The sequence below is a fragment of the Methylotuvimicrobium buryatense genome (genome assembly GCF_005931095.1).
Classification (GTDB): domain Bacteria; phylum Pseudomonadota; class Gammaproteobacteria; order Methylococcales; family Methylomonadaceae; genus Methylotuvimicrobium; species Methylotuvimicrobium buryatense.
The window spans coordinates 3,386,024-3,406,568 of the sequence record NZ_CP035467.1 but is presented as its reverse complement, the minus strand read 5'-3'; the positions used below and the strand labels follow the sequence as shown (position 1 = coordinate 3,406,568).

Genomic DNA, 20,545 nt, shown 5'->3' with positions numbered 1-20,545 from the left:
TGTGGCCGAAGTGACTGAAAATCAAGAGCGGGAAGCGGAAGCTGGAACGGATACGAAAACGGCGAATAGCAGCGAAAAAGTACACCGGTCCCGAAGCGGATTTTGGCTGGCTGTGATCGTTTTTTTGGTTATTTTGTCGATCGTTGGCATAGGCTTGTTTTTATTTTCTCAATTAAGACAGCAGCAGGAGACGCTCGGCGGTGAGGTCTCTAAAGGCGATATGCAATTATTCGAGTTGACGAAGCAGATCAGCGGTTATCAAACTCAAATTGCCGCGATCCAATCGCATTTAACGACGATCGAATCGGACTTAAAAGCGAAAGATAGGTTGATTAACGAATCCTTAACCGAGTTTTCTCAACTGCAGTCCGAAAAATTGGAAGCGATGCGCACCGATTTTAATACTCGAATTCAACAGGTTCAGCGCCAATTGGGTAAAACGCGTGGCGATTGGTTGGTCGCCGATGCCGAGTATTTGCTTAGCGTCGCAAATCAGCGCTTGCAGTTGACCGGCGATGTCGAGACTGCTCGCGAGGCGTTGCAAGCGGCCGATCAGCGCTTGCGTGAAAGCGGCGATGCGGCGGCCTATAAAATACGCGAACAAATTTCCAAAGAAATTGCCGAATTGGGTAAAGTGCAATTGCTCGATATTGTCGGCATTTATTCGTCGATCAGAACATTAGAGACTGAAATAGGTAAGCTGTCGCTGATTAAACCTTATGTAGGTAAGCCCCTGACGCCGTCTGAAGAAATACACGATCACGCTCAGCATACCGATGAAGAGCACGACCTTTTGTCTAAGGCATTGAAAAGTTTACAAGGTGTCGTAACGGTACGACATGCCGATCAACCTATTACTGAAATTATTACGCCGGAGGAAGCGCAGTTCACTCGCCAGCAATTGCGTGTCAAATTGGAAATGATAAAAATCGGTTTGGTGCAGCAAAACGAAGTTTTATACAAGGCCAGTATTGCCGATGCCCAGGAATGGGTGGCCGAACATTTTACAAGTAATTCGATCGCCAGAAATTTCGTTGCCGAATTGGAAAAGCTCGAAGCAATTAGCTTGCATAGTCAATATCCCGATATCAGTCATTCTCTAAAAATGCTTCGCGATATCACCAAACTTAGAATCGAAACCGATAAGGCTTTGTCGGCCCCTGATCCATCCTAAAACAAACAACGGGTACATTATGAAAAATATTATTTTTTTTCTGGGCTCGCTGTTTATCGCCATCGCGGTAGCTTTTGGGATACACAGTTGGTTTTCTCGCTACGACGATCCGGGCTATGTCTTGATTGGTATCGGCCATTGGTCTCTGGAAACGTCTTTACTTGTGTTAGGTGTTACGCTGGTTATTGCTTTCTTTCTGTTCTATATGTTTTTTCGCTTACTGGGCTGGATGCTTCGGCTGCCCGGCAAGGTCAAATCCCATGGCCAAAGCGTCAAATATAACCGTTCTCAAGAAGCTTTGATCGCAGGTTTGGTGGATTCGGCGGAAGGAAATTGGGAAAAAGCCGAAAAAATTCTGATCAAACATGCTTCGCATAGCGGCGCGCCGTTGATTCATTATTTGACTGCGGCACGCGCCGCTCAGTCGCGCGGAGCTATTGAAAAGCGCGATGAATATCTAAGAATTGCCGCGGAGCGATCGCCTGGCGCCGATATTGCGGTCGGTTTGACTCAGGCGGAAATGCATTTGTCGGAGCAGCAGTTCGACCAAGCACTCGACACGCTGAAAAAACTGCACTCAATCAATCCCGGCCATGCCAGCGTCTTGAAACTGCTTCATCAGACGTATCGCCAATTGGGAGACTGGGACGCTATACGCAAAATTATTCCGTCGATGAATAAAAGCAAAGTGTTGATGGAAGCCGAAATCAAACTTTTGGAGGCTGAGGTTTTTAGCGGCTTGTTGAGGCAGGCGGCGGAAAACGGCGACTATACCAAGATTCAAGAAGTCTGGCAGGAAGTGCCCGATTATATCAAGCGTATTCCGGGGATTCCGGCCATTTATTTTGCCGGTATGATCGATGTTGGCGCCGGTGCCAAAATAGAGGATGAACTGGCACGCTCAATTTCCGAGGATTGGGACGAAACTTTGTTGGTGTTATTTGGCAGCGTTCAATCCAACGACCCTCAAAGGCAGCTAAAAACCGCCGAAGGTTGGCTCAAGGCTTATCCCGATAATGCAGTTTTGTTGAGGGTTCTCGGAAAAATCAGTAAAAGATGTAAAGAAACGGATAAAGCCGGGCAATATTTGGAAAAAAGTATTGCCTTGGAGCCTTCGGTTTCGGCTTATCAATTGTTAGCGGACTTATTGACCGAAAAAGGCGATAAAAATTCGGCGCTTGAATGTTACAAATGCGCTCTCGACTTGGCCTCCGGCGAGGTGGCTCGCCAGGTAGAAAATATTACGGGCTAACCGGCTGAAAAAACGGTAATTTGAAATTTTTGTCGCTTCAGAAAAGCGCTTATCATCTTGGAAAAAGCATTTTGTCCACGAAACACACGAAAATATACAATTAGTTATATTTTTCAAGTTGCTCACCTGCATTGCAGCAATTCCCAATTTGGGGATCAAAAAGGGTGTGGGGTGTGCTTGGCGAGGATGTCGGCAGCAGGGCAGATTTTTGCTCCTGCAAAATCTGCATTCACGCCATCCTTGGCGTTCGAGCTGCCGCCAAGCCCCCATGGATGGGTTTACGGCGCTCCTCGACAGGCATACCCCGCACCCTAAAATCGGCGAAACTACTCAAACTGGGAATTGCTGCCTGCATTGGCGATTCTAGATATTTATGTAATCGTATGATTAATTTTGTGTATTTCGTAATTTTCGTGGACTGACTGCCGGATTTAGGATTAAACGAAGTAGTGTCCTCCCTTTTTTCCGGAATGTTAAGGCTAAATATCGTGCGAGTTATTTATTCCGCCGTTTTTTATTTATTATTGCCGCTGATTTTTGGGCGATTGCTTTGGCGCAGCATTAAGGCGCCCGAATACCGTAATCGTTACTGGGAGAGACTTGGGCTGTATCGGCGCCGTTTCGAAGGTCCGTTTATCTGGTTTCATGCCGTATCGGTCGGAGAGGTCGAGGCAGCTTTTCCGTTAATCAAGCGCCTTCAGCAAGATTATCCCGCAAAAAAGATTCTGATTACCACGACAACGCCGACCGGTTCCGCGCGTGTTCAGGCTGTATTGGCCGATTCTGTCACTCATGTTTACCTTCCTTACGATACGCCCGGTTCGGTCGCGCGGTTTATTGCCGCATTCAAGCCCGAGCTTGGCGTTGTCATGGAAACCGAAATTTGGCCCAATCTATTTGCAGCCTGTGCGGCAAAGGATATTCCGTTATGCATTGTCAATGCTCGATTGTCCGATAGATCCGCGCGCGGTTACGCCAAAATTCCGAGCCTGATTAAGCCGGCGCTTGCTTGCGTGAGTCAAATTGCCGCTCAAACGCAGGAGGATGCCGAACGATTCGTGTCGATCGGCGCGGAACTAGAGCGTGTTCAAGCGGTTGGCAATTTGAAGTTCGATATCGATATCGATCCGCAATTCCTGGATCGAGGTAAGCAGCTGAAGCAGGAATACTTCGCCGGACGTTTTGTTTGGATTATCGCCAGCACGCATAAAAACGAAGAAGCGATTTTTTTAAGCCTTTATCCGAAGCTCAAAGCCTCTATACCTGAGTTGCTGCTATTGCTTGTGCCTCGTCACCCTGAAAGGTTTTCCGAAGTCGAGCGTCTGGTTGCCGGCAATGATTTAAAACCGATAAGCCGTTCGTCCGGGTTGAAATGTGCGGATGAAACCGATGTATTTTTGTTGGACAGCATGGGCGAATTGAAGCTGTTTTATGCTGCTGCCGATTTGGCTTTTGTCGGCGGCAGTATGGTGCCGGTCGGAGGGCACAATATTTTAGAGCCGGCGGCGCTTGGAGTTCCGGTGATGTTCGGTCCTTACATGGATAATTTCAGAGAAATTCAATCCAATGTCTTAGCCGCTGAAGCAGCGGTTCAATGTTACAACGAAGCGGAAATCCTGTTTAATGTAGGTAATATCTATCAAAATCGAGCGGCGCGTGATGCATTGGCCCAAAAGGGATTGCAATTTGTTGCAGACAACAGAGGGGCTTTGGAGAAAGTTGTGGCCTTGATCGGTTCGTTAAGCGGATGTAATAGAGGTGAAAGGTGAAAGGTGAAAGGTGAAAGGTGAAAGGTGAAAGGTGAAAGGTGAAAGGTGAAAGGTGAAAGGTGAAAGGTGAAAGGTGAAAGGTGAAAGGTGAAAGGTGAAAGGTGAAAGGTGAAAGGTGAAAGGTGAAAGGTGAAAGGTGAAAGGTGAAAGGTGAAAGGTGAAAGGTGAAAGGTGAAAGGTGAAAGGTGAAAGGTGAAAGGTGAAAGGTGAAAGGTGAAAGGTGAAAGGTGAAAGGTGAAAGGTGAAAGGTGAAAGGTGAAAGGTGAAAGGTGAAAGGTGAAAGGTGAAAGGTGAAAGGTGAAAGGTGAAAGGTGAAAGGTGAAAGGTGAAAGGTGAAAGGTGAATCGGCGCTTGACAAGCGATTTAAATACTGCATCATTTTACCGCTTACCGCTTACCGCTTACCGCTTACCGCTTACCGCTTACCGCTTACCGCTTACCGCTTATTCTGTGGTCTAATGATATTAATAATAAATGGAGAACATACATGCTCAAACAAGAATTAGTGGACGAACTCAATATTTTGCTGCATTACAATCTGACGACGACACTCGAGGGAATCAAAATTCATAAGGATGCGGATGCCTCTGTAATTGATGCAGTAGCGCGTTTGTACCAAAAAGGCTTGGTAACGCAAGCGGATGGCGGATATTTGACCGATCTCGGCCGAACGGCAGCCGAGCATGCGCAAGCTTGTCATATTATTCTTACCTCCGGTTGAGGATGTTGCTTACGGGTTTTCGGGAGGCTTAAACGATGAAAGTATTTTTATTATTCTCCGGTAGCGGCACGATGGTCGTGTTGACGGATCGTTCGCAAGTCGACGATCAGTCGTTTTTAGCAGTGCTGGCAGGTAAGGGCGTAGAAAAGTTTGTCGCCTATGAAATTCCTGTGCCGTTGGCCAGAGAGCGCTATGGACATCATTTCGAAAAGGCCGAACAAGAATTAAGTGCGGATCGCCCTTTGCGAGTGCTCGATTATAACGGCGAACGCGCAATGCGTTTGTTTCAATTCGCCGAATTGGGCGCTGTGGTCATGCATGAGCCGGAGGGTTATACCGAACAAAAAAGTTTCTAAGGGTGATTGTGGGGCGGTCTCGCTTTTTCAAGTGCGCTTGTCGCTTATGCATATCCTACAAGGCTAATTTTTCACTCCGATTGACTCGAGGTCTGGTGATTTGATTGCGGTTCTTGTATAGTTCGCCGCTTTTTCCGGATATCAACTATGGTGGAAACCGATGTCGTCGTAATCGGTGCGGGCGCTTCCGGGTTAATATGTGCCATCGAAGCAGGTAAGCGCAAGCGCAATGTGAAAGTGTTGGAATTAGCCGCAAAGCCCGGTAAAAAAATTCTGATGTCTGGAGGCGGGCGCTGTAACTTCACCAATTATTCGGTTGAACCGGACAATTATATTTCCCATAATCCGCATTTTTGTAAATCGGCCTTGAGTCGATTTACACAATGGGATTTTCTGGATTGGGTTCAGCGTTATCGCATTCCTTATCACGAGCGAGAATTCGGTCGTCTGTTTTGTAATGACAGCGCCAAGGATATTCTTAATATGCTTTTGACCGAGTGCGATTCGGTGGGTGTCGACATTAACTTGAATACCCGCATCGAAGCCATTGAGCATCGTTCCGATCGACAATTCCTGATTAAAACCAAGCTGCAAAATTATTTATGCCGCTCGCTGGTGATCGCTACCGGCGGTCTGTCGATTCCTAAAATGGGCGCGTCGCCCTTCGGCTATAAAGTCGCTGAACAATTCGGTATTAAAGTTTGGCCGACTTCGGCGGGCCTGGTTCCATTTACGCTACAACCGGATGACAAGCAGCGATTGTCCGAACTTTCCGGTATCGCACTGTTATGCCGGGTGAGTTGTTACGAGCAAAGTTTTACCGAGAATTTGTTGTTTACCCATCGGGGACTAAGCGGGCCGGCGATGCTGCAGATTTCGAATTACTGGCGTCCCGGACAGTCGTTGACGATCGATTTATTACCCGAGACCGATCTTGCCGAGCATCTTTGGCAGCTTAAAACGACAAAGTCAAAAGCTGCGTTAAAGACCATGCTGGCCGAATTATTGCCGAAACGTTTGCTCGCCTGTCTAATCGAGGAAAAGTTGCTGAATAGTAATATGGCGGATTTATCGGCCGCTCAAATCGATGCTATTACCGACTGTATCAGCCATTGGACGATCAAACCGAACGCGACGGAAGGCTACCGCACCGCCGAAGTGACACTGGGCGGCGTCGATTGTAACGCGATTTCATCGAAAACGATGGGCTGTCATGATGTGCCGGGTTTGTATTTCATCGGCGAAGTGCTCGATGTGACCGGTTGGCTCGGCGGTTATAACTTTCAATGGGCTTGGTCGTCGGGTTGGTGTGCCGGGCAATATGTTTAAACGGCTTGAAACCGATGATATCGTCCCCATACTCCCGGATACTGCGTCCGTTGAAAAGATTATTATTGTTTAAATCATCATGAAAAAGTTATTCAACAAAAGTTTAATCACGAACTTGCTGGCGGTTTTGATCGTTGTTACCGGCTATGTGTGCCCGGTACAACAAGATTTAACGAAGGCGGTCGGTTTTTTTGCATTGTCGGGTGCGATTACCAATTGGTTGGCCGTGCATATGTTGTTTGAAAAAGTGCCGTTGTTATATGGCTCCGGTGTCATACCTAATCGCTTCGAGGAGTTTAAATCGTCGATCAAGTTGCTGATGATGCAACAGTTTTTTACCGTCGAAAATATCGAGCAATTTATCGAAAAAGAAGAGCGGGAGGGCGGCAAGGTATTGAATTTAGAGCCGATACTGAATGCAGTCGATTATGAACGGGTTTACGAGGGTCTTGTTGCTTCGATTATGAACTCTTCGTTCGGCGGCATGCTGATGATGATGGGTGGAGAAGAGGCGCTGAAGCCGCTCAAAGAGCCTTTTACCGAGAAAATGAAGCTCATTTTGACCGAAACGGTCGATTCGGAGCGCTTCAAGGAGGCTTTACATCATAGTTTGGACGCCCATAAGATTGGCGAGGATATTGTCGATAAAATCGAGACAGTTATCGATAAACGCTTGAATCAATTAACGCCTCAGTTAGTCAAGGAGATCGTGCGGACCATTATCCGTCAACACTTGGGCTGGCTTGTGGTTTGGGGAGGCGTTTTCGGCGGCTTGATCGGTGCCGCATTCAGTTTTATATAATCATGAGCGATATTCAGTTACATTACGAAGCATTCGGCGATGAGCGCGCGCCGCCATTGGTCATCTTGCACGGCTTCTTAGCTTCGTCACGCAATTGGAGGCAAATTGCCAAGCGTTTGTCCGAGCGTTTCCGCGTTTATGTGCCGGATCAGCGTAATCATGGCGCATCGCCGCATGCCGAGCAGATGGATTATCCGCTGATGGCCTCCGACCTGGCGGCATTCATGGATTGTTTGGATTTGGAATCGGCTACCTTGCTTGGGCATAGTATGGGCGGCAAGACCGCGATGTGGTTTGCGCTCAACAATCCCGAGCGGGTGTCGCGTTTGTTAGTCGCGGATATTGCGCCGGTCGCTTATAGGCACAATTTCGATCGTATTATCGAGGCGCTTGACCGCTTGCCTTTGGCATCGCTTTCGAATCGTAAGCAGGCTGACGATTTTTTGTCTGAGGCGATTCCCGATATTGGCTTCAGGCAGTTTTTATTGCAAAACTTAATACTGCGGGATGGGCAGTATACTTGGCGAATCAATCTGGATTATTGTCAACAGTCGGCCGATTATATCGTCGGCTTTCCTTCGGTCGAGGGGGTGGCGGGTTTTACCGGAGATGCGTTGTTTATCGCCGGAGAAAATTCCGCTTATTTTCGACCCGAAGCCATTTCGGGACTGTTCCCTAACGCGGCTGTCGCAACGATTGCGAATGCCGGGCATTGGTTGCATGCCGAACAGCCCGAGTGTTTCGTCAAGGTAGTCGAGGATTTTGTCATGGATCAGTTTAAATAATCCGCCTAGTTTGCCGATACCATCCGTATATGGACAAAACGACCGGGTTATGAATATGAAACTTTATAGTGGGTTGATTGTATTATTATTGATTGTTTCGACTGCAAAGGCTTATGCCGAGTATTATGAAGTACCTATGATGGAGGCTAAATGGGATGTGGAAAGCGGTCAATCGGAATGCCGTCTTAAACAAACCATTCCCAATTATGGCTCGGCGGTGTTTAGTCATCGAGCCGGGTCTGAGTTAGCATTCTCATTGCAGGAAAGACGAGTTAAGGCCGATATCATTAAGGCGAATGTCACCGAAGCAACGGCGCCTTGGATACATAACGAGCTAGCGTCACCTAATCATGCGGTTTATTTAGATGGTGCCGCGCATGGCCGAGATTTTGATCGTCTCAGTGTGTATGGCGACGCGGCGGAAGATATGCTCGATGCATTATTGCGAGGCAACGCACCGACCTTTGTCTATGTGCGGGCATCGACGGTCTTAGATATGCGCGAAATTAGGGTATCGGTATCACCGATTAAGTTTTTGGAAAGCTATGATGACTTTGTTAAGTGCCGGGAAAAATTGTTACATAGTCGTTCAAAAGTTGTTTATTGAAAATTTTCCCTATAGGATTATTTTTGATTAAACAATCATCAGTGTTGAATCTAGCCGGCATTTGACAATAAAAAAACTCCAGGCAGGCTTGATTGCTGAGGGCGATCTGTGTGCCATTGGTTAATAATTGTCCAAGAGTATTAAAAACCGGTTAAAATGGTCTATGAATTAAGTTAGACTTACTGAAAAGTATTGGTATAGTGTATTCATAGTTTATTTAGGCTAGCTGAAAATAATAAGGAGAAAGCGGATGTCGAAAGGGCAAAATTTGCAGGATAATTTTTTAAATACACTCAGAAAAGAGCATACCCCTGTATCGATTTTTTTAGTGAACGGAATCAAACTGCAAGGTCGCGTCGATTCGTTCGATCAATATGTCATTATGTTAAAGAACACGGTCAGCCAAATGGTTTATAAGCATGCCATTTCAACGATCGTGCCAGGAAAACCCGTCAAAATCACCCGTGAAAACGAACTCATTGAAGATTAACGATACAAGGAGCGCTTGATTGTTTGAGCGTCCTAATGCCGGTGAACGGGCCGTGCTCGTTCACCTCACTTTACATACTTCACCCGAAGACCTTTCGGAATTGAAAGAGTTGGCTAAGTCGGCCGGAGCCGATCCGGTTTATGTGTTGACCGGTAGCCGGCAAAGTCCCGATTCGAAATATTTTATCGGTACCGGAAAGCTTGAGGAGCTCAAGCAGGCCATTAGCGATTATTCGGCCGATATTGTCTTATTTAATCACCCTTTGTCACCGAGCCAAGAGCGCAACCTCGAAAAAGCGTTGGAAGTTCGTGTGGTCGATCGCAACGGTTTAATCTTGGATATTTTTGCGCAGCGCGCACAAACCTTCGAGGGCAAACTTCAAGTCGAATTGGCTCAATTACGGCACTTATCCACGCGCCTGATTCGCGGTTGGACGCATCTGGAACGGCAAAAAGGGGGCATCGGCTTAAGGGGGCCCGGCGAAACGCAGCTCGAGACCGACCGTAGGCTTTTGGGGATTCGAATCAAGCAAATTCAACGCCGCTTGGAGAAAGTCGCCAAACAGCGTCATCAAGGGCGAAGCAAGCGTAAGAAAGCCGAAATTCCGTCGGTTTCGTTGGTCGGATATACCAATGCGGGAAAGTCGACGCTATTTAATACGATGACCGGTGCGGCAATTTATGCGGCCGATCAGTTATTCGCGACCCTCGATCCAACGTTACGTCAATGCGCATTGCCTAATAACGCTGAAATTGTCTTGGCCGATACCGTCGGATTCATTCGGCATTTGCCTCATGAGTTGGTTGCCGCTTTCAGATCGACGTTACAAGAGGCCAGCGAGGCAAATTTGCTGCTGCATGTGATCGATGCCAATGCCGAAGACCGTGATGAAACCATCGCACAAGTTAACCAGGTTTTAGAGGATATCGAAGCGAATGAAATTAGGCAGCTGCAAGTGTTTAATAAAATTGACCTGTTGCCGGATATTGAGCCGCATGTCGATAGGGATGATGAAGGCAATGCCTTGAGAGTCTGGTTATCGGCCGAAACCGGTGTCGGTGTCGATTTGCTTTACCAGGTGTTAGCCGAAATTTTTGCTTCCAGCAAAGTGCGACGACAGATCAATCTTTCGCCTACTCAAGGCGATGTTCGAGCGAAGCTTTTTCGTTTAGGAACGGTCCTCGAGGAAGAAGTGAGCGCTACCGGAGGATGGGAGCTACTGGTCGAAATCGATAAAAAGCATTTGGGTGTTTTGAAATCGGTTGATAAGTTGGAGGCTTAGAATGAATATTCTAATCTCGATAAGCAGGTTTGTATAATAGTGGTTTTTTTAGGATAATCCCCGAATTAATGATTATCTGTAAACTAAGCGTTTATTGTTCTCTTCGTAATGGCCTTTTTTATCGGAATCGGTCATCAAGAACAAGCTCAAAACGTGAGAATTAAAATAAATTTGTTTAATTTTATAGGTTTATTGAGTAATTAAATCGGTTACGAATGATGATTTTTCGTATCACCGGTTTATTATTTTACTGTGATAGACATCTTTTAATGTTTAATTTAAGAAAATCCAAACGGAGCATAGCTATGTCCTGGAATGAGCCTGGCGGCGGTAAAAAAGATCCTTGGAGCGGTCGTGGAGGAGACGATAAAGGCCCTCCGGATCTGGATGAAGCGATCAGAGCGCTTCAGGAAAAGATCGGCGGAATTTTTGGCGGCGGTGGCGGTGGCGGCGGCAGTTCGCCTGGCGCATCAATGAAAGGCTTCGGGTTTCTCATCGGAGGTGCTGTCGTTCTATGGGGGTTAAGCGGCTTTTATATCGTCGATGAAGGTAATCACGGTGTCGTGACGCGTTTTGGTAAATATACCGAAACGACGCAGGCCGGTTTGAATTGGCACATTCCCGTACCGATCGAAAGCGTTGAATTAGTCAATGTCAGACGGCAACGTTTTATCGAAGTCGGTTATCGTAGCGGAGGTGCTCAGCAAACGTTGGGGTCGGTCCCAAAAGAAGCATTGATGTTGACTAAAGATGAAAACATCGTCGATGTTCGTTTGGCTGTGCAATATCAAGTCAAGGATGCGAAGGATTTCCTGTTCAACGTTGTTAGCCCTGAGATCACATTAAAACAGGTGACCGAAGCGGCTCAGCGTGGTGTGGTCGGCTCAAGTAAAATGGATTTTGTCTTGACCGAAGGACGTACCGAAATCGTGGCGCAAATCCGGGAGGAAATTCAGGACGTCATGGATTCTTATAAGTCCGGCGTGCAAATAACCAGTGTTAACTTGCAGGATGCCCAGCCGCCTGAGCAAGTTCAGGGGGCGTTTGAAGATGCGATCAAGGCTCGTGAAGATCAGCAGCGTTTAATCAATGAAGCGGAAGCTTATTCGAACGATGTGATTCCGAAAGCGCGTGGTGCCGCGGCAAGAAAAATGCAGGAAGCCGAAGGTTATAAACAACAGGTGATAGCTCGAGCGGAAGGTGAGGCGAGTCGTTTCTTGGCTTTGCTAGGCGAGTATAAAAAGGCTCCCGAAGTGACGCGTAAGCGCTTGTACATCGAATCGGTGCAAAGCGTATTGACCCATTCCAATACCGTTTTCCTCGATGTTAAAAGCGGTAATAACTTGATGTATTTACCATTGGATAAAATAATTAAACAATCTCCAACGGATGAAACCGCGCAAAAATCTCAAGCCGGCAGCGTGACGCAAACTAGGCCGATCGATCCGGTTTTTCGAACCACTACTCGCGGACGTGAAGGAAGGGGACGCTAATGACTTTGAATAAAATTTTAATCGGTGTCGCTGCAATCTTGTTCGTTGGGTTGATGTGCGTTTTTACCGTATCGGAAACCGAAAAAGCGATTAAATTCAAATTAGGTGAAATTGTCAGAAACGATTACGAGCCTGGAATTCATTTCAAATGGCCAATCATCAACAATGTCAAAAAGTTCGATAGTCGTATTCAAACGATGGATACATCGCCGGAGCGTTTTTTGACCGCTGAAAAGAAAAACGTAATCGTCGACTCTTTTGTTAAATGGCGAATCGGTGATGTCAAGGCCTTTTATACCGTAGTTGGCGGTGATATCAATCAGGCTAATTTAAGACTGGATCAGATTATCAAGGATGCCTTCCGCAGCGAATTCGGTAGACGGGATATCACGCAGTTAGTTGCGACCGACCGAAAAGCGATACGGCAAATCTTGATTGATAGAACCACGCAGATAGCAGCGGATTTAGGTCTCGAAATCCTTGACGTTCAAGTCAAGCGTATCGATTTACCGCCTGATGTCAGTAGCTCTGTATTTAGAAGGATGGAAGCCGAGCGTGAACGGGTAGCTAGGGAGTTTCGCTCTCAAGGTTCCGAGGCGGCTGAACGCATTCGATCCGACGCCGATAGACAACGCGTCGTAATTCTTGCCGAAGCCTTTAGAGAAGCCGAGAAACTACGAGGCGAAGGCGATGCGATTTCGGCCGATACTTATGCTAAAGCGTTTTCAAGAGATGCTGAATTCTATAGCTTTTACCGTAGTATCAATGCTTATAAAGAGACATTTAGCGATCCTGATCGCTTGATGGTCATTGACCCGGAATCGGAATTCTTTAAGTACTTCAAGTCTCAGAAATAAAGACTGGCTAATATAACGTTCAATCACTTCGATTGGACAATTGACAATGCTAACGCTCCGTCTTTACGGGGCGTTTTGTTTGAGTGGATACGTAAAAAATGCAACAAAAAAATACTTGGCTTTTACCCGACGGTATCGAAGAGGTCTTGCCGGCTGAAGCCAAGCATCTGGAAAACCTCAGACGGAAGTTATTGGATGTTTTTTCGTGTTGGGGTTATTCGCTGGTCATTACGCCAATGATCGATTATTTGGATTCTCTGTTGACCGGGTCCGGCCATGATTTGGATCTCCAAACTTTTAAATTAACCGATCAACTGAGTGGTGAAATGTTGGGTATTCGTGCCGATATGACGCCGCAAGTTGCACGTATCGATGCACACAACCTTAATAATTGTGCGCCGGCCCGCTTATGCTATGTCGGTACTGTATTGCATACGCTCGGCGACCCGTTGGAAAAAACCCGGAGCCCGATGCAGATCGGTGCAGAATTATACGGCCACGAAGGCCGTGAGAGCGATGTCGAAGTGATTTCGTTGATGTTGGAAATGTTGGCGATGTCCGGCTTGAAAAACGTTCATCTCGACTTAGGGCATGTCGGTATTTATCGAGCCTTATCGGAACAGGCTGAATTGACCGATGCCGACGAAGCCGCATTGTTCGACGCGTTGCAGCGAAAAGCGCGGCCGGAAATCCGAGAACTCATCGAAGGATTAGCTCTCGATGAACAACTGAAAACAATGTTGCTCAGGTTGCCGGAACTTAATGGTGGTTACGAAACACTCGAGCAAGCACGAGTCGTGTTTGCCGATGCCGGCGATGCCGTAAAACGGGCCTTGGCAGATTTGCAAGCGATTGCCGATCAATTGGCGGCAGCTTTTCCTGATTTGCCGTTGAGTTTCGATTTGGCCGAACTCCGAGGATATCGCTATCATACCGGCGTTGTGTTTGCGGCCTTCGTGCCGAGCGTAGGGCGCGAGATAGCTAGAGGCGGACGTTATGACAATATCGGTGAAGTATTCGGACGGGCTAGGCCCGCTACCGGATTTAGCGCCGATTTAAAATTATTGTCGGTTTTGAGTAAGGATATTATTCCGCTTGAGCGGCCGGAAATTATTTTTGCTCCTGCTACCGATAACCGCGAGTTGGCCGAAAAAATCCGGGATTTACGCGCCGAGGGCAGGACCGTCATCCGTGAATTGCCCGGACAGACCGGAAACTACAAAGAACTTGGGTACACCTCGATTTTGGAAAAAAAAAATACCGACTGGGTTGTTAAAGCTATCGCTTAATTTGGAATCATCATGGGAAAAAATGTTGTAGTCATCGGCACTCAATGGGGTGACGAAGGAAAGGGTAAACTGGTCGATTTGCTGACCGATCAGGCGGATGCGGTTGTCCGTTTTCAAGGCGGCCACAATGCGGGTCATACCTTGGTCATTCAAGGGCAAAAGACAGTCTTGCATCTGATACCGTCCGGTATTCTGCGAAAAGACGTGCAATGCATGATCGGTAACGGTGTGGTATTGGCCCCGAATGCCTTACTCGAAGAAATTGAGATTCTCGAAAAGGCCGGTATTTCGGTCAAGAATCGACTGCTGATTAGCGAGGCATGCGCATTAATCTTACCGATTCATGTCGCGATCGATCAGGCTCGCGAACTGGCGCGCGGTAACAAAGCCATCGGTACTACCGGGCGCGGCATTGGTCCGGCTTATGAAGACAAAGTCGCACGTAGAGGTTTGCGCGCCGGCGACCTATTCGATGTCGGCAGCTTCAGTGACAAGTTGAACGAATTGCTCGATTATCACAACTTTATGCTGACCAATTATTATAAAGTCGACGCGGTCGATTTCAACCAAGCACTCGACGAAGTTCTGGCTCAAGGCGAGCAAATAAAGCCGATGTTAGCCGATGTCGGCGACGTACTCTCAAAGTATCAAAACGCCGGTAAAAAAATATTGTTCGAAGGCGCACAAGGCGCATTACTCGACATTGATCACGGGACCTATCCTTATGTGACATCATCCAATACGACGGCCGGAGGCGCCTCAACTGGTACCGGTGTGGGTCCGTTGAATCTCGATTATGTGTTGGGTATTACCAAGGCTTATTCGACCCGGGTCGGCAACGGTCCATTTCCGACCGAATTGATGAACGACATCGGCGAGCATCTCGGGGTGAAAGGTCATGAGTTCGGTGCGACGACCGGTCGAAAACGCCGGACCGGCTGGTTCGACGCGGTATCGATGCGCAAATCCGCCCAATTGAACAGCTTAACCGGCATTTGCCTGACCAAACTCGACGTGCTCGACGGTCTCGAAAAAATCGGCATTTGTACTGCTTACAAACTGGATGGCGAAGTCACCGAAACCGCTCCGTTAGGCGCCGATCGTTATCAGGCTTGTGAAGCGATCATCGAAGAAATGCCGGGTTGGAGCGATAGCACCGAAGGTGTGACCGAATACGACAAATTGCCGGAAAACGCGAAAGCCTATATCAAACGTATCGAAGAATTGGTCGGCGTCAAAGTAGCGATCCTATCCACGGGTCCCGACCGTGACGAAACCATCATGCTGGAACATCCGTTCAACTGCGATTGACAAAAGCTCCACACGGAAACGCCCGGTTTATGCCGGGCGGTTTCTGTGATTCCACCGGCACGACTAAGCGCCCGGTTCATTTATTATTTCCCATATACTCAAAATTTAGCTATACCCCTCGTAGATCAAAATTCTGCGCAGGGGTTGCCCGTCAAAGGACGCCGTGAATACGTCCCTGTAGGCTCTAGCCAGCTCCATGCTGGCAAAGCCTTTGCCGAGCACCTCGGCGCCTTCTCAGGGACTGCCGAAGTTTGAAGCACGAAAGGCATAACTTTATCCAAAAAAAGCGTTTTGTCCACGAAATACACAAAAATCACGATAATATTTAAATAGTTATGCTTTCTAAACTGTTCATCCGATGGGTGATTCAAGGGAATAAAGTATGTCGCTGATTACTTTCGTGTATTTCGTGGCTTTAGTGGACTAACTGCTGCAGTTAAGTTAAGGCTTGTCGATAGTAAAAAAATCAAAAAATGACTTGACCGCTACCGGCTTATACACACCAGGCGAAATTAGCGATTTTCGGGCCGAAATTCATAAATCAAGGACTTACGGAAACCGGTGTTGCTTCGTAAGTTATTGATTTAATGAAAATATGAGGCCTGTATAAAAAATGATCAATTTAACAAAACCGTAATAATTACGCGGCATAGAAGCTTTCATTATCAAGATATGCACAGAGTTATCCACAGGTTTTGTGGGTAACTGGAATTAACTAATCAACAGTGAGACTTAGCCGATTTTCGTGAAATGATTTTAAGAATCGCACGTAATTCATCATTATTCGTTTAAGTGATTGTTGGCGGGTTGATTTATATGGATGATTTCGCGGATCAATCGTTCGGCTTCTTCCAGTTCGTTGTCGTAGATCGTGGTGCGATAAAACTCGGTTCGGGTGCCGGCGTTCGAGGTCAAGAGCGGCTCGCCCGTTTCGCTAATGTTGATACGGGTTAGTGTCGATAGTCCCGGTTGCAGCGGGTGTTCTTGTATTTCTTTCGGGTCAAGGCCGATGCGGACCGGCACGCGCTCGGCGATATGAATGAAATTTCCGGTGGCGTTGTTGGTCGGCAGTACCGCGAATACGCTGCCGGTTCCGGGGTTTAGGCCTTGCACGGTGCCATGGTATAGTCTTTCGCCGCCGTGAGCGTCGATCTTGATTTCCGCGGATTGGCCGGGGCGGATAGAAGCGATTTGGGTTTCGAGAAAATTGGCCTCTATCCAGACTTCGTCGAGCGGCACAATGGCCATTAACGGCATACCGGACTTGATATGATCGCCGACATGCGCGCGGCGATTGGAAACATAACCCGACACCGGCGCGAAGATGTTGCTGCGCCGGTAATCCAAGTAGGCTTTTTTGACACGGCTTTTGGCTTTTTCGACGGACGGATGGCTGTCGATGTCGGTTTCGAGCAGTTGTGCTTGAATGCCCGATTTTTCCGCTTCGGCTTCGCTAATTGCCGCTTCCAGTTCGCGTAGCCGGTCGCGGGCGTTTTGCACTTGCTGTTCGGATACTGCGCCTTCGAAGAGGGCGCTTTCGTAACGTTTCAGATCGTGGCGAACTGTTGCCAACGAAGCTTGCCGAGCAATGACGCGATGATTGAGCGTGTCTATTTGGGCTTTCAGCGTGACGATGTTTCTAACCGTTTCGGCCAATTCGGCCTTGGCTTGTTGCAGGGCGACTTCGGCATGGTTGCCGTCGAGGCGAACCAATAAGTCGCCGGCTTGCACGGCCTGGGTGTTTTCGGCCGCGACTTCGACGATGATGCCTTCGGTCAATGCCTTGACCGTGATCAGATGTCCCGCGACGAAGGCGTCGTCGGTGCTAACCCAATCCCGGTTCATATACCACCAATAGGCGAAATAGCTCAAGCCGGCCAGCAATATCGCCAGTGTTACGCCTTTCAATCGGCGGTTACGCTTGCGGAGGATTTCTCTCGGACGGATTTTTTGGGGTACGGCTGTCGTCATAGTTTGTCGTTTTCGGTATAGCCGCCGCCCAGGGCTTTAAAGAGTTGCACGGCGGTTTTGAAGCGTTCGTTTTCGAGCGTCGCCAAGTGGTAGCGTTGATCCAAAACCTGAATTCGAGCTTCCAGCAAATCGCTACGATTGTTGAGTCCGGCTCGATTGAGGGTTTGCGCGAGACTTTCATTGCTTTGTGCCGCCTCCAGCGAACGTTGCTGCTCGGTGAGTCTGGCTTCGGCCTCCTGCCGGCGCGTCAAGGCATCGGCGACTTCTTGTACGGCATGTAGCAAACTGGCGTTATAGCGTTCCACCGCCGCATCGTAGGTGGCTTCTTGATAAGTCAAATTAGCGCGCAGACGGCCGCCTTCGAATATCGGAAACTCGATCGAGGGTCCGACGGCATAGGCCAGACTTGCGCCTTGCAGTATCACGTCGGTCATGCTAACGCTATGCAGGCCGGTAAATGCGATTAGATTGACGTCCGGATAAAATGCGGTTTCGGCGACTTTGATTTCTTCGGCGGCGGCTTCGGCGTGCAGTCTGGCCGCGGCGATATCGGGACGGTGCGCTAGCAGGCTCAACGGCAGGTCGGCCGGTAGGTTCAAGCGTTTCGGAAACAAGCTGGGATCGACCGCGATGCTTTGTCCCCAGTCGGGGCCACGCCCTGCGAGCGCCGCAAGCAAATGGCGCTGTACGTCGACCTTGGCGCGAAGAGCGGCTTCGATTTCCCGGACCGCATTCAATTCGATTCCGGTATTCAGCGGGACGGAGCGTTCGATCAAACCGAGCTCGAGCCGGGTCTGTTCGAGCTTTAACAATGCTTCCTTGTGTTGCACGATTTGTTGTACCAGTTTCAGTTTTTCGGCGCTTTCGCTCAGGTCAAAATAGGCTTGCGCGACGGTGGCCGACAACAATAATTTGGCGTCGGCCAGTTCGTTTTCGACGGCAACGGCGCGGCCGACCGAGGCTTGCAACGCGGCTTTGTCGCGTCCCCAAAAGTCCAGGTGATAACGCAAGATCAACGGGTTGATCAGCATGTGCCGGAAGTTTTCTCCGGCGAATTTGACTTGCACGCTGTTCGCGGAAAATCGTTGGGCATTGAATGTGATGTTCGCATGGACGGTCGGATACAATTCGGCGGCTTGCGCATCGACCATAGACTGAGCCTGGCTTAGCCGAGCCGTGGCGGTTTTCAGATCCGGGTTGTCTTCGAGCGAGGCTTCGATCAGTGTTTGTAATTGCGGATTGTTGAAGATGTCCCACCAAGCCGGGTCCGGCCATCGATCGGTCGCCGGTAGCCTCCGCTGCGCCTCGCTAAGCGTTTGGTCGATCTCGGGTAACGGATTCATCTTGGCGCGTTGGGTGCTTTCGGGAAACCACGCGCAGCCGGCTATCACTAGCGTACAACTCAGTAGACAGGCGCTAGCGGTGCGGTGTTTGACCGGTTTGCCGTTCATGGGCCCTCCGATAAGGCTTCTTGCGCCTTGCGCCTTAGCGCGCGAGCGGTCGTCGGTTTGGCCGGTTGCCGGGTCGGATAGGCGAGCCAAACCAAGATCGACAAGCCGACGAACAGGCAGCCGGCCAGCCAATAAGCGTCATTCATGGCGTTCAGCACCGATTCGCGTTCTGCGATTTTAGCCAATTTAATGAAGGCCTGCCGTTCGGACAGCCCTGTCGCAAGCAAGGGCTCCATGGCTTGATCGTAGCGAGGGGAGAGCGGCGTCAGGACTTCCGCTATTCGGGTCATATGCTGCGGCTTGCGTTGATAGATGATGATGGTTTGCAGCGTGATTCCGAACGCGCCTGCGGCAATCCGCATCAGTCCGGCCAATTCGACGGCTCGCCATTGTCGTTCCGGCGGCAGGCCGTGCAGCATCAGCGCGGTCAATGGCACGAAAAAACTGCCTAGACAAATGCCTTCCAATAGTTTGGGCCAGAATAGCTCAGCATAGGCATCGACCGCATCGAAGCGGCTGAGCCAGAAATAGGTCGCCGCGAAGCCGAGTAAATTAAATGAGGCCAGTAAGCGGGCATCGAAGCGCTTGATGATTTCATGGAACAGGCCGCCCATCGGTTTCGCGAAAATCGCCATCGGCAGAAACACCAGTCCCGCCAACCATGACGAGTAGCCCAGGGTGACTTGCAGTTGCACGATCAGCATCGACAACAGGCCTTGAAAGCACAGAAAGCCCAGAAACAGCGATAGGGCGCCGATCGTGAAGTTGCGATGCGCGAACAGTCCGATATCCAAAAACGGGTAACGCGCACCGAGCTCCCAAACGATCCAATAGGCGAGACTAATCGCCATGACGATGATCAAGACATCGATCAACGGCGAGTTAGTCCAATCCCAGTCGTTTCCGAGATTTAGAATCGTTTGCAGGCAACCCAGAATTACGGCTATTAAGATAAAGCCGGTGAAGTCGAAGCGCCGCCAGATCGGTTTGTAGCCGCGCTGATAGAGCAGCGCGCCGACTATTCCGGCAATCGTGAGCGCGACCGGAATGTTGATCCAAAACAGCCAGCGCCAGCCCAAGGTGTCGGCGATCCAGCCGCCAAAGGGGGGCGCGAAAGTGAATGGCGTCAAGGTAAATAGGCTCCAGACGCCGATGCCCATTGACTTGCGTTTATCCGGAAATTCCTTGATCAGCAACGATTGCCCGAGCGGCAGCGTTAGTCCGCCGGCAAAACCCATGACGATACGCCCCGCCAAATAAACATAGAACGACGTGCTGTAGGCGCAAACGAGTGAGGCCAATGCAAAAACCGTAAAGGCCGCGACAAAGGGGCGGTATTCGCCGATGCGCCGCGACAGCCAGCCGCCGACCGGAAAGGCTAGCGCCAAACCGATCATATAGTCGGTTTGCGTCCAAGTGGCATAGCTCAACGGAATGCCGAGTCCGCCGGCGACGCGGGGCAGCATCGCGATGTAGGCGCCGGCATTGAATAGGACCAATGCATGGCTCAAGCCCAGGCAGCCGTTGAACAAAACAAAGCGCCATCCTTTCAGGCGTTTCGCGTAAATGATGCTCATTGCCGCTTAGGATTTCGTAATAAATAACG

At 49.0% G+C, this 20,545-nt stretch carries 19 protein-coding genes; 15 read left to right on the top strand and 4 right to left on the bottom strand.

From position 1 onward, the window contains the following. Position 1: 1 nt before the first annotated feature. Together EQU24_RS15245 and EQU24_RS15240 are read left to right on the top strand one after the other, a co-directional pair. On the top strand, positions 2–1,174 hold the full coding sequence (locus EQU24_RS15245; protein WP_235726441.1) for a uroporphyrinogen-III C-methyltransferase: 1,173 nt from the start codon (positions 2–4) through the stop codon (positions 1,172–1,174). A gap of 19 nt (positions 1,175–1,193) precedes the next feature. Beyond that, positions 1,194–2,426, top strand: coding sequence for a heme biosynthesis HemY N-terminal domain-containing protein (locus tag EQU24_RS15240; RefSeq protein WP_017842773.1), 1,233 nt, complete (start codon positions 1,194–1,196; stop codon positions 2,424–2,426). Between the two features lie 100 nt (positions 2,427–2,526). Here EQU24_RS15240 and EQU24_RS23310 read toward each other — a convergent pair whose 3' ends face one another. Further along, positions 2,527–2,655 carry a hypothetical protein gene (locus EQU24_RS23310; RefSeq protein WP_279633400.1) on the bottom strand — a complete coding sequence of 43 codons (129 nt, stop codon included), beginning with the start codon at positions 2,653–2,655 and terminating at the stop codon, positions 2,527–2,529. A 259-nt stretch (positions 2,656–2,914) separates the two neighbouring features. Between EQU24_RS23310 and waaA the strand changes: the two genes are divergently transcribed. The 13 genes from waaA to EQU24_RS15170 all read left to right on the top strand — a co-directional run bounded on the left by waaA (position 2,915) and on the right by EQU24_RS15170 (position 15,517). After that, the gene (waaA, locus tag EQU24_RS15230; RefSeq protein ID WP_040575383.1) at positions 2,915–4,195 is read left to right on the top strand and encodes a lipid IV(A) 3-deoxy-D-manno-octulosonic acid transferase; all 1,281 of its coding nucleotides are present in this window, start codon (positions 2,915–2,917) and stop codon (positions 4,193–4,195) included. A gap of 487 nt (positions 4,196–4,682) precedes the next feature. Then, complete coding sequence (locus tag EQU24_RS15225) at positions 4,683–4,916, top strand: TIGR02647 family protein (protein ID WP_017838678.1); 234 nt, start codon at positions 4,683–4,685, stop codon at positions 4,914–4,916. Positions 4,917–4,951: 35 nt separating this feature from the next. After that, complete coding sequence (locus tag EQU24_RS15220) at positions 4,952–5,272, top strand: hypothetical protein (protein ID WP_017838679.1); 321 nt, start codon at positions 4,952–4,954, stop codon at positions 5,270–5,272. A gap of 147 nt (positions 5,273–5,419) precedes the next feature. After that, positions 5,420–6,601 (top strand): BaiN/RdsA family NAD(P)/FAD-dependent oxidoreductase, encoded by a 1,182-nt coding sequence (locus tag EQU24_RS15215; protein WP_017838680.1) that lies wholly within the window; start codon positions 5,420–5,422, stop codon positions 6,599–6,601. A gap of 79 nt (positions 6,602–6,680) precedes the next feature. Further along, on the top strand, positions 6,681–7,403 hold the full coding sequence (locus EQU24_RS15210) for a DUF445 domain-containing protein (protein ID WP_017838681.1): 723 nt from the start codon (positions 6,681–6,683) through the stop codon (positions 7,401–7,403). A 2-nt stretch (positions 7,404–7,405) separates the two neighbouring features. Then, entirely contained in the window at positions 7,406–8,188 is a 783-nt protein-coding gene (locus tag EQU24_RS15205) for an alpha/beta fold hydrolase (RefSeq protein WP_017838682.1), read from the top strand. Positions 8,189–8,243: 55 nt separating this feature from the next. Next, a complete protein-coding gene (locus tag EQU24_RS15200) occupies positions 8,244–8,795 on the top strand; it encodes a hypothetical protein (protein WP_138767188.1) in 552 nt (183 codons plus the stop codon). A gap of 250 nt (positions 8,796–9,045) precedes the next feature. After that, positions 9,046–9,285, top strand: coding sequence for an RNA chaperone Hfq (gene hfq / locus EQU24_RS15195; protein ID WP_014149491.1), 240 nt, complete (start codon positions 9,046–9,048; stop codon positions 9,283–9,285). Between the two features lie 19 nt (positions 9,286–9,304). Then, a complete protein-coding gene (gene hflX, locus EQU24_RS15190) occupies positions 9,305–10,567 on the top strand; it encodes a ribosome rescue GTPase HflX (RefSeq protein WP_017838684.1) in 1,263 nt (420 codons plus the stop codon). Positions 10,568–10,872: 305 nt separating this feature from the next. Beyond that, positions 10,873–12,060 carry an FtsH protease activity modulator HflK gene (hflK, locus tag EQU24_RS15185; RefSeq protein WP_017838686.1) on the top strand — a complete coding sequence of 396 codons (1,188 nt, stop codon included), beginning with the start codon at positions 10,873–10,875 and terminating at the stop codon, positions 12,058–12,060. Continuing rightward, a complete protein-coding gene (gene hflC, locus EQU24_RS15180; RefSeq protein ID WP_017838687.1) occupies positions 12,060–12,917 on the top strand; it encodes a protease modulator HflC in 858 nt (285 codons plus the stop codon). The genes hflK and hflC overlap by 1 nt, the downstream gene beginning before the upstream one ends. Before the next feature lie 98 nt (positions 12,918–13,015). Then, complete coding sequence (locus EQU24_RS15175) at positions 13,016–14,206, top strand: ATP phosphoribosyltransferase regulatory subunit (protein WP_017838688.1); 1,191 nt, start codon at positions 13,016–13,018, stop codon at positions 14,204–14,206. A gap of 12 nt (positions 14,207–14,218) precedes the next feature. Next, positions 14,219–15,517 (top strand): adenylosuccinate synthase, encoded by a 1,299-nt coding sequence (locus EQU24_RS15170; protein ID WP_017838689.1) that lies wholly within the window; start codon positions 14,219–14,221, stop codon positions 15,515–15,517. A 780-nt stretch (positions 15,518–16,297) separates the two neighbouring features. Here EQU24_RS15170 and EQU24_RS15165 read toward each other — a convergent pair. From EQU24_RS15165 to EQU24_RS15155, 3 genes are read right to left on the bottom strand one after another with little or no spacing between them, the layout of a single operon-like run. Continuing rightward, positions 16,298–17,488, bottom strand: a complete 1,191-nt coding sequence (locus EQU24_RS15165; RefSeq protein WP_017838690.1) for an HlyD/EmrA/EmrK family protein — start codon at positions 17,486–17,488, stop codon at positions 16,298–16,300. Continuing rightward, positions 17,485–18,939: an efflux transporter outer membrane subunit gene (locus EQU24_RS15160; protein WP_017838691.1), complete on the bottom strand. Its 1,455-nt coding sequence runs from the start codon at positions 18,937–18,939 to the stop codon at positions 17,485–17,487. The genes EQU24_RS15165 and EQU24_RS15160 overlap by 4 nt, the downstream gene beginning before the upstream one ends. Beyond that, positions 18,936–20,516 carry a DHA2 family efflux MFS transporter permease subunit gene (locus EQU24_RS15155; protein ID WP_017838692.1) on the bottom strand — a complete coding sequence of 527 codons (1,581 nt, stop codon included), beginning with the start codon at positions 20,514–20,516 and terminating at the stop codon, positions 18,936–18,938. The genes EQU24_RS15160 and EQU24_RS15155 overlap by 4 nt, the downstream gene beginning before the upstream one ends. Between the last annotated feature and the right edge of the window lie 29 nt (positions 20,517–20,545).

Coding starts and splice junctions, on each gene's coding strand:
- EQU24_RS15240 (WP_017842773.1), top strand. CDS start 1,194: ATGAAAAATATTATTTTTTTTCTGGGCTCGCTGTTTATCGCCATCGCG.
- EQU24_RS23310 (WP_279633400.1), bottom strand. CDS start 2,655: ATGCAGATTTTGCAGGAGCAAAAATCTGCCCTGCTGCCGACATCCTCG.
- EQU24_RS15225 (WP_017838678.1), top strand. CDS start 4,683: ATGCTCAAACAAGAATTAGTGGACGAACTCAATATTTTGCTGCATTAC.
- EQU24_RS15220 (WP_017838679.1), top strand. CDS start 4,952: ATGAAAGTATTTTTATTATTCTCCGGTAGCGGCACGATGGTCGTGTTG.
- EQU24_RS15215 (WP_017838680.1), top strand. CDS start 5,420: ATGGTGGAAACCGATGTCGTCGTAATCGGTGCGGGCGCTTCCGGGTTA.
- EQU24_RS15210 (WP_017838681.1), top strand. CDS start 6,681: ATGAAAAAGTTATTCAACAAAAGTTTAATCACGAACTTGCTGGCGGTT.
- EQU24_RS15205 (WP_017838682.1), top strand. CDS start 7,406: ATGAGCGATATTCAGTTACATTACGAAGCATTCGGCGATGAGCGCGCG.
- EQU24_RS15200 (WP_138767188.1), top strand. CDS start 8,244: ATGAAACTTTATAGTGGGTTGATTGTATTATTATTGATTGTTTCGACT.
- hfq (WP_014149491.1), top strand. CDS start 9,046: ATGTCGAAAGGGCAAAATTTGCAGGATAATTTTTTAAATACACTCAGA.
- hflK (WP_017838686.1), top strand. CDS start 10,873: ATGTCCTGGAATGAGCCTGGCGGCGGTAAAAAAGATCCTTGGAGCGGT.
- hflC (WP_017838687.1), top strand. CDS start 12,060: ATGACTTTGAATAAAATTTTAATCGGTGTCGCTGCAATCTTGTTCGTT.
- EQU24_RS15175 (WP_017838688.1), top strand. CDS start 13,016: ATGCAACAAAAAAATACTTGGCTTTTACCCGACGGTATCGAAGAGGTC.
- EQU24_RS15170 (WP_017838689.1), top strand. CDS start 14,219: ATGGGAAAAAATGTTGTAGTCATCGGCACTCAATGGGGTGACGAAGGA.
- EQU24_RS15165 (WP_017838690.1), bottom strand. CDS start 17,488: ATGACGACAGCCGTACCCCAAAAAATCCGTCCGAGAGAAATCCTCCGC.
- EQU24_RS15160 (WP_017838691.1), bottom strand. CDS start 18,939: ATGAACGGCAAACCGGTCAAACACCGCACCGCTAGCGCCTGTCTACTG.
- EQU24_RS15155 (WP_017838692.1), bottom strand. CDS start 20,516: ATGAGCATCATTTACGCGAAACGCCTGAAAGGATGGCGCTTTGTTTTG.